Source organism: Methylomonas rosea (genome assembly GCF_024505055.1).
GTDB classification, from domain to species: Bacteria; Pseudomonadota; Gammaproteobacteria; order Methylococcales; family Methylomonadaceae; genus Methylomonas; species Methylomonas rosea.
Genome location: NZ_JANIBL010000086.1, coordinates 1 through 15,035, shown reverse-complemented (window position 1 = coordinate 15,035; position 15,035 = coordinate 1). Strand labels below are relative to the sequence as shown.

At 42.0% G+C, this 15,035-nt stretch carries 12 protein-coding genes; 1 reads left to right on the top strand and 11 read right to left on the bottom strand.

Features of this window, described 5'->3' with window-relative positions; translation table 11 throughout:
* From NP589_RS19970 to NP589_RS19920, 11 genes are all read right to left on the bottom strand, one after another.
* Positions 1-687: glycosyltransferase family 2 protein (locus NP589_RS19970; protein WP_256608546.1), on the bottom strand; the 687-nt coding region annotated here is incomplete at its 3' end.
* A 32-nt stretch (positions 688-719) separates the two neighbouring features.
* Positions 720-1,679, bottom strand: coding sequence for a nitroreductase family protein (locus tag NP589_RS19965; RefSeq protein ID WP_256608545.1), 960 nt, complete (start codon positions 1,677-1,679; stop codon positions 720-722).
* A gap of 11 nt (positions 1,680-1,690) precedes the next feature.
* Positions 1,691-2,248: an LbetaH domain-containing protein gene (locus NP589_RS21710; RefSeq protein WP_305891074.1), complete on the bottom strand. Its 558-nt coding sequence runs from the start codon at positions 2,246-2,248 to the stop codon at positions 1,691-1,693.
* Complete coding sequence (locus NP589_RS19955; protein ID WP_256608544.1) at positions 2,241-3,392, bottom strand: polysaccharide pyruvyl transferase family protein; 1,152 nt, start codon at positions 3,390-3,392, stop codon at positions 2,241-2,243. Before NP589_RS19955 ends, NP589_RS21710 begins: the two co-directional genes overlap by 8 nt.
* A 137-nt stretch (positions 3,393-3,529) precedes the next feature.
* Complete coding sequence (locus tag NP589_RS19950) at positions 3,530-4,678, bottom strand: glycosyltransferase (RefSeq protein WP_256608543.1); 1,149 nt, start codon at positions 4,676-4,678, stop codon at positions 3,530-3,532.
* 2 nt (positions 4,679-4,680) lie between these two features.
* Positions 4,681-5,481, bottom strand: coding sequence for a glycosyltransferase family 2 protein (locus NP589_RS19945; protein WP_256608542.1), 801 nt, complete (start codon positions 5,479-5,481; stop codon positions 4,681-4,683).
* A 260-nt stretch (positions 5,482-5,741) separates the two neighbouring features.
* The gene (locus NP589_RS19940; RefSeq protein WP_256608541.1) at positions 5,742-8,675 is read right to left on the bottom strand and encodes a family 10 glycosylhydrolase; all 2,934 of its coding nucleotides are present in this window, start codon (positions 8,673-8,675) and stop codon (positions 5,742-5,744) included.
* Between the two features lie 23 nt (positions 8,676-8,698).
* Positions 8,699-10,063 carry a flippase gene (locus tag NP589_RS19935; RefSeq protein ID WP_256608540.1) on the bottom strand — a complete coding sequence of 455 codons (1,365 nt, stop codon included), beginning with the start codon at positions 10,061-10,063 and terminating at the stop codon, positions 8,699-8,701.
* 21 nt (positions 10,064-10,084) lie between these two features.
* Positions 10,085-11,359, bottom strand: a complete 1,275-nt coding sequence (locus NP589_RS19930) for an O-antigen ligase family protein (RefSeq protein ID WP_256608539.1) — start codon at positions 11,357-11,359, stop codon at positions 10,085-10,087.
* Between the two features lie 64 nt (positions 11,360-11,423).
* On the bottom strand, positions 11,424-11,846 hold the full coding sequence (locus tag NP589_RS19925; RefSeq protein WP_256608538.1) for a VanZ family protein: 423 nt from the start codon (positions 11,844-11,846) through the stop codon (positions 11,424-11,426).
* A gap of 630 nt (positions 11,847-12,476) precedes the next feature.
* Positions 12,477-13,898 carry an undecaprenyl-phosphate glucose phosphotransferase gene (locus NP589_RS19920; protein ID WP_256608537.1) on the bottom strand — a complete coding sequence of 474 codons (1,422 nt, stop codon included), beginning with the start codon at positions 13,896-13,898 and terminating at the stop codon, positions 12,477-12,479.
* Positions 13,899-14,178: 280 nt separating this feature from the next.
* On the opposite strand from NP589_RS19920, the gene pyrF reads away from it, so the two are divergent.
* Positions 14,179-14,904, top strand: a complete 726-nt coding sequence (gene pyrF, locus NP589_RS19915) for an orotidine-5'-phosphate decarboxylase (protein ID WP_256608536.1) — start codon at positions 14,179-14,181, stop codon at positions 14,902-14,904.
* The last annotated feature ends 131 nt before the right edge of the window (positions 14,905-15,035 follow it).

Genomic DNA, 15,035 nt, shown 5'->3' with positions numbered 1-15,035 from the left:
CAAACGATTATAAAATCTCTCTTTAATTATTCGTTTAATTTTAGCCTGTCCCGCCTCAGCTTTTTCGAAATACTCTTCGCGGGAAAATAACCTATATTTATGATTTAGAATTTCGATTACCTCTCGACTTGCATAGCCGTTATGCTTAGCAATAAACCAATCAACGGAATTCAAGTTATCATCCACAAAGTCTCCGTCAAATATCACGGAGTTACCAGAGTCAAGAACAATATGTTCATCCATCCAGCGTTTTTCTATGTGCGCTTGCCCAGCCTTCCAAATTCTAAGCAATACTAAAGGATACCGATCACCGTGTTGAATCCAACGCCCAAGAAAATGATGCTTACGCTTTAGATAAATTCCGCTTATATCTCTGGGTAACTCTGGAAACTTTCTTATAATTTCCTCTACCAAAGTAGGCTCTAGATATTCATCGGCATCCATTCTCATTATCCAGCCCGTATGAATTGGGCAATTATCAAGACCCCACTGAAATTGCGCTGCGTGATTAATAAAAGGGTTTTGATAAACCTTTGCCCCTAACGCTTCGGCTAACTTAACCGTATTATCACTAGAATACGAATCAACGACAAACACTTCCGAAACGATAGGAAGGACGCTGCTTATACAACGCTCAATGTGCTTTTCCTCGTTGTACGTTAAAATAATGACAGATATGTCGCTCATAATTTCCTATTTTTATCCCCCGAAACTCAATACTAGTGCTTGATGATCACTTTATCGATAGGCATACGCTCGGACCTTGCAACAACAAGATCAATCGGCTCAGGCAAACCAAAAGCAATCATGACTATCAATCTCTCGCCCACTGATATTCTTCCAACTTTACAAATATCAAGCTCTCTATTATTTGATACAGCAAGATTTAAAGGACATGCTCCAAGCCCTAAAGCTTGGCAAGCATTCAAAACCTGCATTGCCAATAAAGCCCCATCAACATAAGCCTGACTCCTCGCTTTAAATCCACTCCATGCGCTAATTTCTGAGGAAATTACAAATAAATTGTTTACTGACTCGCGAAAACCCTCTGCACCACCCTGCAACCGAAGCAACTTTGAAATATCTTCAGGCTCAGAATAATAATGAATTCTTCCCGATTGCCTATTGCATTGAGAAGGAGTTCGTCGTGCAATTTCAGCTATTTTTTCCAAAATCGAGTCTTCTACAATCCCTGGCAAAAATCGCCTACAGCTAAAACGAGAATTAAGGAAACGCTCTGCCTCAACATTTAACTGAACAGACGAGTTCGAAATTTCTTTAACTCCGCCTTTCGGCTCGATATTCAAATCCTCGCACCTGGAGAGAAATTTCTCAATTTTCAGCCCAAAGCCTTCCAGAGCAATATCCCGATCTTTGTGCCATCTAACGTATGATTGAAGACAGCCATAACTTTTCTCCAACGGAAAACTATCCCATTCAGAACTATATTGTTCAAGATAATTCAGTAACTTTGATATTTTATCTACACCAAACTTTGGCCTGGGATTCGATATACTCAACCCCTTCTCTACGGTGTGAGCTAACAACAAAATATCGTAATGTAATTGCTTGTATTTTGGACATAACGGCGAAGCCTTACTCCATTTTAATGCTCTAAAAAAATCAAGCGCATATTCATATGGAATAATTAAGACATTCATCAAATCCTTTATAAACATTAAACTTCCCCCTAAGTTTCATTAACTTGTCTAGCCTTAATAAAGGTAGCCGGATTCCCAGCAACCACAATCCACTCCGAAACATTTTTCGTTACAACCGCTCTAGCACCAACAATACTACCATTGCCGATATTTACTCCAGGCGCTATAAAAGCCTCGGCACATATCCAAACGTGATTACCTATGGTGATAGGCTTAGTGACAAGCGGACGGAGAAGCGAAGAAATGTCGTGCGTTCCAGCACAAAGAAAAGTACGCTGACTAACTGCCACTTTAGACCCAATGCTAATGCGATCCATACTGTAACAATCCACATCGTCAGCTAAAACGGAATAATCCCCCATTTCCAAATTCCATGGAGCCCAAACAAAACAAGACGGCGCCACTCTATTTCCTACGCCGATTTTAGCGCCAAAAATTCTCAATAAAAAAATGCGCCAAGCATTTAGACACCAACGAGGTGTTGGCCTAAACAAAAGCCACCACACAGTCGTCCAAACCAATCTGATTAACTTGTTTTTTTTTGATAAATTATCGACATATTTATATTTTGAAAATTCGCTAGCCATCGGCTCTTTCCAAAACACGGGATAACTGTTCTTTAAGATAAGTCACTCCACTGGCACGAAGTGCTCCTATCCTTTCGTTGACTTCATCCCAATTAATTGAGTCACTTAAAACCTTTGATATTTTCTCAGGGCTTGAATCGTCCAAGAACCTTGAGTTCAATCCTACAAGTTCAAGCAAGTTCAAAGCTCGCGCATTAAAACCTGCTCTACTGCCTTGCAAACCGACTACCACAAAAGGCTTATTAAGTAATATACTCAATGCAGTACCATGAAATGAGTTTGTTACTACAAATTCAGATCTCGTTAGTAAATATAACCATTGGCGCGGACAAGGATAAACCGTTTCACCAATTTCTTTCCATCTCCTATGAGGATTATGAGGCGAATAAAGCGCCGCACCATAATGCTTAGCTGCTGCTTCAGCCACATCTCCAATCACATTCCTGGAACGTAATGCATAGCAAAACACATGCTTATTAGCCGAAACATCATACTTCTTAATAATTCCAGAATAATCCGACAGTAATACAGTAGGATCAGGCACACAAACCGGATCAGTCCCTGTTAATTGCTTTACGATCGATACCCCAGACATTTCCCTTATAGATATACCATCCAAACTCAAAAGCAATTCTTTAATTTCATCACTATATCTCGGATTAATCTCACTTCGCCCAAAACTCGGAGCATAGGAGATGCGGCGAACGTTCGAATTCTTTGTTTTAAAATTCAAAAAATATACGGGGTCAACACCAAAATGCTCTGATGGATTCCAAACTTGATCACTACCACAGACCAAAATATCGTAGTATAACGACGCAGCTTCTAAATCCGAACGTGTTTTGTATTCATCACCAGTTATACCAAGAAACTCTCTTCTAAAATTTTCAAAATTTTCTTGTTGTTGGCGATCACCAAACCATATATTTTTCAACCTAGCCAGCTTTAGATAAATAACTTTAAGATTACTTTTAGAAATCAGTTTGTTAAAATTTATTTCTCCCCCAGCCTCTACGTAATCAGGATGATAGTTTATAAAGCTAGCCTCACACCCTTGATCCATAAACCATTTTCGTAACGCATAAGCCTGAAATAGCGCCCCATAATTATCACTAAAGTGATACGTTAAAATACCAACTCTCATAACCATCCTTATTTACATCGTTTTAGCTTAATAAATATTGCCAAGCGCCTACAAAAGCCATCACTGCATTACCAAATAAATCAAAAGTCTATTCAAATATAAATGCATATTCAAAAATTCACACCGAATGGATCAAATCACTTTGATATTATTGCAAGCAAGCTTTTCGCCGCACTTGTAATTTCAAAGTAATCCTTAAAACAATTAAGCGCATTACACCCCATGTGAATCCTTCGTTCATTATCTTGCTGCCGCCAACGATCAAGCAGCTCTCCGCAACCGGTAAGGGTGTCATCGGCTACTAGCCCGGCATCGGCATTGGCGATTTCTTGCCATATATTCACTTTATTGCTTATCAACACCGGCAATCTACAAGATAGCGCTTCGGCCACCACTATGCCGAAATTCTCCTGATGAGAAGGCAAAATAAATGCCTCGGCGGCGTGATAGGCGCCCCATTTCAAGTCTCCTTTTAACATACCGGTCCATGTGACTCTATCTGTAATCCCCAGCTTTGCGGCGAGATCCTGCAGCTCGCTTTGCCAGCCAACTTGATCGGGACCAGCGACTACCAATTGCAAATCCGGCCTCAGGCCCGCTCGTTGCGCGAATGCCTCAAGCAGCAAGTCGACCCCTTTTTTGGGGTGAATCCGACTTAAATAAAGTAAAAACGGCTTATTACGAAGATCCGGAAAGCTATCCAAAAACTCGCGCTTTTGCTCGGCTGCGTCGCCGACATGCCCGGCAGTACCAAAATTTACGACATTCTCATTACAGCGATATGGCCAAAACGACTGGCGCGCCAAGACTTTTTCTTCCTCGCAAGTGAACAACACTCCGGCGGCATCCCTGATTACCGGATACTCTCCCCAAAACCAATACAAACATTTTTTTAAATGCTTCAATGGATATTGGTGTTTAAACCAGGGATCCAGCATACCGTGGGTAAACAAGTAATAAGGCGAGTTAAGCTTTTTAAGAACGCTATGCGCGGCAAAGCTGTGGTATTGCCAGATACCGTTGACGATAAACGCATCGTAATCTTTAGCATGAGCGCTCAACCAAGGTATGAATTTTTTGCTGTAGCCATAGGTGCCAATTCCAGGCCCCTTAGCATGCACTGTCAGCGGGCATTCTTTTAGATTCAGTCGACCATCTTCTTCATCCAGACTTAATATTTCGACGACATGACCAAATGACTGCATTGTCAGAGAAAGCTGAATTACCGCTTCAATAGGCCCCCCACCTTCCGGATTGACTGATCGAATGATGTGTAATATTTTCATATTTAAACTAGCCGTTTTTTGTGTACAAAACCATCTATCACTCTATCGATAGTCGATAATGGATCCTTGATCCGGGTAAGTAGCCATTCGACTTTTCTAGGGAGCGGTTTAACACCGGCAGTGAGTATCTTATTGACGATTTTCTGGTGCTGTTCCCGGTATTTATCGCCAACCTGTTGCCCCGAACCGGTAATCGAATCGTCGTAAATACGAAAACAACTCAAAAACTTCCTAACAAGCTTAAATTTCGCCCCGTTTAATGCCATATCAACCATTAACTCACCATCCCAACAAAGTTTATTAGATTTGTTGAACCCTCCAATTCGAGCGAATATTGCAGGTTTAAAAAAAGTCGATTGTTGTACTAACACGCAACACCCAACCGCATACGAAGCGAGTGAAAAAGGATGCGAGAACACTTTATGAACAATATTATCTTCCTTATCGACAATATATGCATGCCCCGAAATGACATCGACACTAGGGTTGTTTTCAAATTGCTCGGCTATGTATTTAAGAGCTCCCGGCATAAGCGTATCATCAGAGTTTAAATACCCATAAATATCCCCGGTAGCAAACGAGAACCCTTTGTTTAAACCATCCCCCGGCCCCTGATCGGGCTCGTATATAATCTTAGCAATTCTATCTCTATATTTCTCAATAATATCCCGACTGCCGTCGGTACTACCGGGATCGACAATAATATACTCAATATTGGGATAATCTTGATTAATGACCGACTCAATCGATCGTTCAAGATAATTGGCCTGATTAAATGAAATGGTAACTATAGACAGCTTCAAACTAAAATCCTTAGACAATTAGAAGTTTATGATAACATTTCCAGACTTAAGCACTTCTGAGAAATATTTTAAATAATTAATATTCACTCAATACAGTCTAAAGCAATCTTAGATTGGATAAGCGAAGCGCATCCGGCAATTTTGGTGGATAGGCTTTATCCACCGTACACTTCGCAACCAGTGAATGGATACTAAAAAATAACCACTACCCAACACACCAAACATGGTCTTTATAAACTAAACCCAGCTTTCAACTCACCTCACGGTGATGAAAGTATTTCAAAGCCCTTAGGCACGCTATTCGACTCAACTGCTTTAAATGCGGTTAGACTATAAGGAGGTAATGAGACCTGTTCAGCATCAACGACTGCATTCGACGTTAACATTAAACTCTCAGCTCCTGCGGTGAATTCAAGTTTAACATTAATTGTCTTGTTCGATCTATTCACCAAATAGAAATAGACTTCCTCGGATTTGTTGCCATACCACAGAGCTACGGGATCGTCGACGCTACCTGCTTTTTGCATCCCTATTTTAGGTAAACTAAAATATTCCTTTAAAAATGGCCTTAGCTCGTTAGGTTGCCCAAGTATATATCCGATGCCGCCATCCGTCAGTAAAGTGATATTACCTTTAGCCAAGGCGTCAAGGTAACGACTTAATACCAACTTACCCGGCGGCTCCAGCACGCCACAGATTCTTATTTTATCTTTACCGCGCAGGAGCTTATTGAGCCCTATATTCTTAACAGGGAAATCGAACTCCATATAATTAGAGATAAACTGAGCAGAACTTTCAGTGCCGTTAGCATTTCGTCGAGTAGACGCCAAAATAGACTCAGGATCTTTTAGTTCTTTCCATTCGGTATCGGCTTGCATACTCGCTTCAATACCTTTTGCGCGCACACCAGGAGGGTAATAGGAAGCATTACTTAATATTATATCTGGAGACAATTTAAGCATCTCCGGATCGACTCCCGATTCTTTTATCATTCTGAACCAACCTAGATTATTTAATTTTGTTGCGCGTCCGCGCCAGCCACCATATTGCCCCCAATCTGCAGCCGAATAATCCGGGCCAAAGGCGTTAATATAAAGCTTTAATCCCGGCCTAGCCTTCTGCAAAATACCAGAAAGCTTTTTATAAAAATTAAAAATCTTATTACACCGCCACTCCACCCATTGTTCATAATGAGTTTGAATTAACCAATCATAGCGTTTTTTAAAGCGTGTCGTATCCGACGTAGATACTGGCACTGCAATCCCTGTTTCGCTTTCAAACAACTGGATAGTGTAGTCGTCATAGCCCCAATGAATTGAAGGAAAAGCCTGCCAGGATGAAAAAGCCCAGCCCATTAACCTTATTGCAATGCCGCTAAATGCAGGAGAATCCTTATATCTCTCTGCTAATTCAGTAAATAACTGTTCAACCCATTGCTGGACCTTCGGGTGAACCGGATTAAGATACGGATCGAAAGGCGAGTCTCCACCAATCCTACCCTGGTCAGAGACCGTTAACCATGGGGTTTGAGTAGAGTTGTGCTTGGCATCACCTGTACCACCAAACCGCAGATCCAAACCGTCTTTAATAAAACCTATCATTGGAAGATTGAGTTCGCCAATGAATGAAATATTATTTTTTTCAGCCGTTAACAACAGCAAACGCACCAAATCCTTTTGTAACGGATCTTTCTCGGATGAGGGCCCTATCAATCCATAATGATCTTCTTCTGCGGGCGCATACCCAGGCAACAATCGACTAGGCCACATCATGGACTGATAATTGGCTATGGACTGCATCCACAAATTAACGCCAGCAAACCTGGACCATTCCGCCCACCGATCAGCGGATTTTTTAATTTCGTCCCACTCGTTAGAATTGGGGCTAGCACCAAAATACGTCGTAAAGCGCAACGTCTCTTCGAAAAACGTTCCGAATTGCCGCTCGGAGCTTTGAGCCAACAAAGAAGGCAATCTGGAAAGTATCTTAAAAACCCTGATCTGGTTAACCGCTATTTTTTGATTGGTATGCCAATTCAGGAATAACAGCCTGGGATTGATAGTACGGGCATAAAAAAAGAGCTGCGTGGTTTTTATCGAATTTGTTAAAGGGAACGCACCACCTGTCACCACGCCCGAATCCAGCGCATAGGGGTTAACTGCTTCATCCACTAAGGAGATTGTAAAGGCTCGGTTTTTATCATCCGGATAATCCACCTCCACTAAATAAAATCCGTTCTTGTCCGGAAGCGGCAGGGTATATGCAAAATAGTCAGGGTTAGCGGGGTTTTCGTAAGCACCGTTAGCACCAGACTCCATATAGTCTCCCGACTGAACGGGCAAGGTACTGAAATAATCACTCGGCGTAACATTCGGATTTATTGTACTTATAAGCTGCTTATTTAAGTTAGACGGAACATCCACAGGCGAAGGATTGGTATCCACCACGGCATATTGAATTGTACGCTCTACATGTCCGGATACCGGCTGCTTGAAGTCAATATCGAAAACCCCCTCCTTGTCGGTGGGGATAATAAGGTTGTTTTCGTTTGCCGTGATTTTCTGACTTATATTACTAATAATTTTTTCGGTTGCGGCATCTCGAATACTCAAGCTCAGCGACCCAGAATTTTGACCTGTGAATAAATCAAGCGAAAAGACCTCGTTACGGCGAAATATCAAAGAATTTGATCCTACCTTAGCCCTAACCATTCCCGATGGGTTTTCAGCCGGTTTAATAGCGATGCTACGTATATTCGGCAAACCAGGAAAATATAATCTTTCAAAACGGATGGCATGCTTACCCCCGTCTAAATTTAAGTTTGCAACTTTGTGAAGGCTGCCGTTTTTGGGCCACAATCGACTTCTTAAGACAGTATGAGCCAATAACTCACCATCCAAAAAAACGTCTGTTGGCCATTCGCCTGCCTCCACCCAAAGCTCGTACCACCCCGCGTCAATAGTCGGTATAGAAACCTCATATTCCACTCCACCTACACTGCTAATATTTTTCTTTTCTTTTATTGCAGAAACTGCTGTCTGGCTGAAAAAGCTCTGGCTAGTATAATTTTCAGCGGAAAATGAAAACATAGGCTTGGCAAAAACATTTATACCTACAATAGAATATATAAAAAACAACAGCCGTAATGCTTTAAATTTATAGCGATAAAAAATCAACAAGCCATAGTGCATCATGTTTCTTATCCTAATACCCTACATTAAATTTTATGCAGCTTTCTTCTATGAAATAGCAATGCAAATATCGTGGTGTTTATACCAAGCTTTTTTATCGCATAAAATACTAACAACAGATTTCCTGAGGTTAAACTAGCTGCAGAAGCAAATGCTGCACCTACAGCTTTGAGCTCTGGTATTAAATAGAAACAGAGCACTAAATTCATCAAAGCCCCAAACCCTATACCTATTGTTGTTTCACGCTCATGACCAGTCATTATTAGTAGCTGCCCAACGACCGTACCCAATAACGCGTTAAATAGTTGACCAGTGCATAATATTACAAGAGGATTATAAGCCTCTGAGTATTTAGCTCCAAATAAAACACCGATCAAAAGCTCTCCCCAAAAGTATATAACCAAAAACAAGAAAAACGAGATGATAAAAATTACTCCTGTACAACTTGCAACTAAATTTTTAAGGCGTTGAGTTTCTCCTTTTACATAGAGATTTGTCATGGTTGGACCAGCGGCAACGTTTATTGAAACTAAAATAAATATAAAAATTTCCGCGCCTCGAGTTGCCACTTCATAAATGCCGACAGCATAAGTTCCACTCAACCAACCGAGCATTAATAAGTCTGTTTTTTGATTAATTACAATCATTCCTCCAAAAAGCATAAAAGGTAATGCAGATCTTAGCCATTTTTTATACTCGTAATTAGCTGAAGTTTTCTTGACATTTTTAGGTATAAACTTCCATAAGAAAATTGACCCAAAAACAAAAGCGACTGCAGTAGCAACGATTTGTATATGCATTACAAAAACTGGAGTAATCAGGTTTCTGGGTAAAAATAACAACGCAGCATATAGCAAGCCTAATATTACAGCCGATTTTAATAACGTTTCGGGAAATTGCCCTATTATTGTTCTATTAAGCCCTTGCAAAACAGCGCTTCTCAATCCACTTACTGAAGATAGCGGCAACAAAAACAACGCTGCCTGTAAAGTGTAAAGCTGCATCGGCTTAAAGTTGTCCTTAAAAACCTCAGTAACGAACCAAGCAGTAGAAACGATAGTAACCGAAAGAACCAAAACTATTTTGTTAGAGGTCACCATAAGTCCTCTTATATACCCCCACTCCTCTTTGGCAAAATAGCTTGCAATGTATCTAACCAATAAAGATGGAAGTCCAAGCGAAGTAGGCACAGACATAAAAAATATGATAGCCATTGCATACGAGTAAATGCCGTAATCACCAGGGCCTAAGAGCCTAGCCATTAGAATGGCGGATAAAAAGTTCATTCCTGTTGACGAAATCTTTAACGAGAAACTACCCAAAGCCCCCTTGATCAAAGACAGCTTTTGCTCAGATTGAAAAATATTTGAAATCCGTTTAATTAAGCCCATATAGCGAATATAGAGTCAGAGTTAATTTTGCTTTTTATGGATGCTTCCCGCGTTAACGGCGCATATAATTGCAATTGCTATCGCTATGTTTACTCTGTGATTTCCACTATATGGACTCATAAACAAATGCCATAACGAAATAAGCATAAAAAAACCATAAATAAGATATACATAATCGAGTCGACGAATCGTAATTAAATTTTTTAATGCTACCAACAATTGAAACCCATAAAACATAAATAGTTGAACAGCCAAAATACCGCCTTCCATCCAACTTTGAAGAATCTGTGAGTGCGCTAGAAAACTTTTACCCCTACGTATATTACTTTGACGCACTTCGCGCTGCTCTCTCACGGTTTGCTCATAAAGCATATCCGCATATTTTTTTGTACCTTCACCCCATGAGCCATACCCAATAATTGGCGAGTCTCCAATAGCTATCAATGCTATTTTTATCGCCGCAAAACGAGATAACGAGGAAGCTTCTCGTCGAGCAGAGAATTCTTGGTCGGTTTGCTCCAGAACCGAAACCACAATAGAAAATAAAATCGCACCCGACAGGGCAATGTTAAGTAAAACTTTCCCACTAATTCTTAGCCCATCTTGATTTCCAAGGCGTACCCATAGCATCGCAGCAAGTAACAAACAGATAACACCAAAGGACCTGCCATCCATGTAAAAACTAAATACGCCAATTAAGACTGCCAACCAAACTTTAAGGAAGTTAGGCAAAAAATTTCCGACAACAAATACCAACAACAAAACAGGCTGGCTATATTCAATTTTCCAGTAAGCATTATTAAAAGGAACGCCAGTCAATCGAAGATATAGAATAGAACCCAGCGCCAGCCCAAATACATACCACCAAGCATATTTTTTATTAGCCGCCACTATTATTGATAAACTAATAAAATCGGACAACAAAATAATATTTCGTCCCCAAGCTCTGATGTAGTTACTTTTCGATGTCCCCGCCATAAGATCGGAAACCATATATCCTACAATCATCATAATGATGGAAAACAAAAACATCCAGAACAGCTTTTCCTTGAATACAGTTCGCTCGCCGCGAAAAAATACCAGTATGACAGCGGTTACGGGTAAAAGTAATTCGGTAGCATATAACTCACCAAAAACATTTATGGTATAAAAATATGGTAAACCGCAAAAGAAAGCCAGGATCTCAAAAAAACCAAAACCAATTCTATCCACTTTCAGATAATAGTTTTTTTCGACATCTACGGAAGCAGAGGAATTTTTATTAGATGATAGTATCATTGAATTGTTTTGAGGCATTTTCAAGAATATATATATTTATGATCGCTTAATGTTTCATGTCATAACTGACATTATTGATGCCCTAGGACAATAGTATTTTTAATTTATTTAGCAAACGACTACGGTTGAGCAAAAAAATCACAAAAACCGCTCCGCAAATATCAGCCATCAAATCCAGTAAACTGGCGACGCGCCCGGTTACGGTCATTTGATACCCCTCTTCGGCAATACCAAGTAGTATCACAATTAGCGATGGTGTCGAAAACAATGGAATATAAGGATTACCGCGCACACTGAACGAAACCATGCACAATAACAACGCCAATACACCAAATGCTAAAAAATGGGCAGCTTTGTCCAACCCCGGCACCTGGCCTAGAATTTCAAGCGGCGGTCGAGACGATTCTATGAATAGAATAGCTATCAGGCAGATGCTTAAAGCTATCGATAATGTTGCTAATTTAAGATTTGCGGAGCCCTTAGTCATTTCTTTGCTGGCTAGCATAAATTTTCCCTTCTAATCAATTAGGCAAGGAGCGCCCAAGAAGGGACAAGAGCGGATGATCGCATAGGCTTAGCGTTTGCTATATAGGGCACTAAGAATATACTGGTAACTGATATTTGATTCCCGAATATCGACTGAAACATTCAGTCAATTGCAAGCGTTTCAACCTCCTCAATCCTATGAGAAAAGGGCTTACGTTTTTGCCATTCTTTTAAGATTTACAACAGGACCAACAGTCATCGCGAGCAGAAAGCCCCCTGCAATTGGTTTTGAATCCCTAGAGCTAGTTTACTCATGATCTCCCATTGCTTACATTTTGATTCGATACCACTGCGTGTGAATGGCTTGGTTATGCCGTTGTGGCTGACAATTAACGTTTCAGCAATCCCAGCTCGAGTTTTATATCGACGCCCCATTCTTTCACAATTTGGAAATGCGAGAACGCGCATCACAATTAACTGAATTTACTGATGTCTTCCGAGCAACACTAAAGATACGTAAAAATGACTTTTCAACACATCCTAGTGCTTAATTGCACCATTAAGTGAAAGAAAAATTTCTTTATAATCAATATCTTATGGCTTATGGCTTATGGCTTATTTTTATATCGCTTATTTATGGAATTAAGCACTAGTAAGCCTGTTGCCCCACAAATCCTTTAAAAACAGTTAATACCACAATCTTTAAATCTAAAATGACTGACCACTGGCGGATGTATTCCAGGTCGTGATGAATCCGTCTTTCCATTTTGTCGATGGTTTCGGTTTCTCCGCGACAACCGCTGATTTGCGCCAAGCCGGTGATGCCGGGTTTCATTTTGTGCCGCAGCATATAGCCTTGGATCTGCTTGCGGTAGTATTCATTATGAGCCACTGCGTGGGGCCTTGGCCCAACCACCGACATGGTGCCGCTCAATACGTTTAGAAATTGCGGTAATTCGTCTAACGAGGTACGGCGCAGAAAACCGCCCAAGGGCGTTACGCGGCTATCGTTGGCCGTGGCTTGTTTGATGCTGTCGCCATTTTCACACACCGACATAGATCGAAACTTCCAAACCTCAATCTGCTCACCCTTAACGCCGTAACGCATTTGCTTGAAAATGACCGGCCCCGGCGAGGTAATCTTGATCGCAATGGCGATGATCAGCATCGGAATGGCGATAATCGGCAGGATGATCGCGCACAACAGCAAATCTTCAAGGCGTTTGACCGCGCCGTCCAGCGACGAATTTAACGGCGTATCGAAAACGCTGACCACCGGTATCCCTTTTACGCTGCTGAGTTTGGACTGCATCAGGTTAAAGGTAAAAAAGTCCGGGACAATGTTGACCGACACGGTGCTATCGGCCAGCTCTCGAATCAATTGGTTGATTCGCTTTTCCGCACGCAAGGGCAGGGTGATATAGATATGATCGATTTCTCCGCGCTGCGCTCTTTCCAATAGCTCTTTAAAGTCGCCAACGATGACGTCGACCATGTCTTCATCCTGCCTGCGCTGCTTGTTTTCGATACGGTCGTCGAAAAATCCCACAAAGCTGTATCCAAGCCACGGCATTTCGGTCAACGCAGTGTTTAGGCGCTTACCTAACGAATTGCCGCCCAAAATCGCGTAGTTTCGGGTATTAAGCCCGTGCATTCGCAGATAAGACAAGGTCGAGCGGCGCAAAGAGTGCAGCATGATGATGCTGAGCGGTGCCAGCGGCAGCCAAAGCTCCAATACTTGCCGCGAGTATTCAAACCCAAGGTCAAACACGAAAAAACTGCTGGCAATCAGCGCAAAGGCCACTATCCACGACAACAATATCCGCACGGCGTCGTCAAAGAGGGGATCGCCACGCCAGCCATGATAGATTTCCTGATGCTCGGCAAAAATACCGAACAGCACCGTGCAAACAATGAATAAGCCTAGGTATTCACGACTGAACGTCTCGCCATAAATATGCAGAGAGATGTATAGCGTGATAAAAATCAACGCGGTGTCCATTGCCCGCTTAATGCTTTGCAATTCGGGCTGTAGCGGCCTGATAAATCCTTTTGGGCGAAACTGATTCATATCAAATATACTGGTTAGCTTAATGAGTGGATCATTTGCCTGCCTGATTATAGGACTTTAAGCCAAAATTATTTCAGCTTAATGAAAGTTTAATGAAACGCCTGCGGCGGCATGTAAACCGCTAGGCACTAATTCTTAGCGAAATCGCAAGCGCAGCATTTGGTACTCGAATGCCGACTGAAAATTCAACGTTGCTTGCAAGCCACTTTAGCAGGTCTTGCCAAGCTCACCAATAAAAACGCCACCCTTAACTAAGTAAACAGACTATTTCATAATTCCTATGTCAGATTCTTTCATATCAGCTAAAGCCATTCCTGTCCGCGAGCGCCTGATCATGGCCCTGGATGTGTCCAGCATCGCCGAGGCGCAAGCCTTGGTCGAAGAGTTGGGTGATACGGTGATTTTTTACAAAGTAGGCATGGAGTTGTTCATGTCCGGCGACTATTTCGGTTTTATCGAATGGCTGAAGGCACGTGATAAAAAAGTATTTGTCGATCTTAAGTTTTTCGATATTCCGGCGACTGTGGGTCGCGCCATTAAAGCGTTGAGTAATAAAGGTGTGGACTTGGCCACTATCCATGGCAACGACTCCATCATGGAAGCGGCGGCAGCGGCAAAAGGCGACTTAAAGGTTTTGGCAGTCACCGCGTTAACCAGCCTGGATCGCGGCGATTTGGACGACTTGGGTTTTCAATGCGATGTGCGTGAGTTGGTGTTATCCCGCGCCAAACGCGCTTTGCAAATCGGCTGCGACGGCATTGTTTCGTCCGGCCTGGAAGTGGCGATGATTCGGGAACAGTTGGGCGAAAAGCTGCTGGTAATCACTCCCGGTATCCGGCCGGTGGACAACCGCGAAGACGACGATCAAAAACGTGCGGTAAGCGTCGAACAGGCCATTCAAAACGGCGCGGACTATATAGTTGTGGGCAGACCCATCCGCGATGCGGCTGACCGTAAAGCGATGGCGGAAAAAATTCAGGGACAGATTGCGGCGCAGTTTGGTTGAGTATTCGCGCTAAAGCTTTCTGGGTTTTATTCTGGGTGTTGTTTGCTTGAAGGGCAAAAAATTTAATTTTGCCGGGACTTTTAACTCCCCTCACCCCAGCCCTCTCCCGGGGGGAGAGGGAGCAAGGTCTG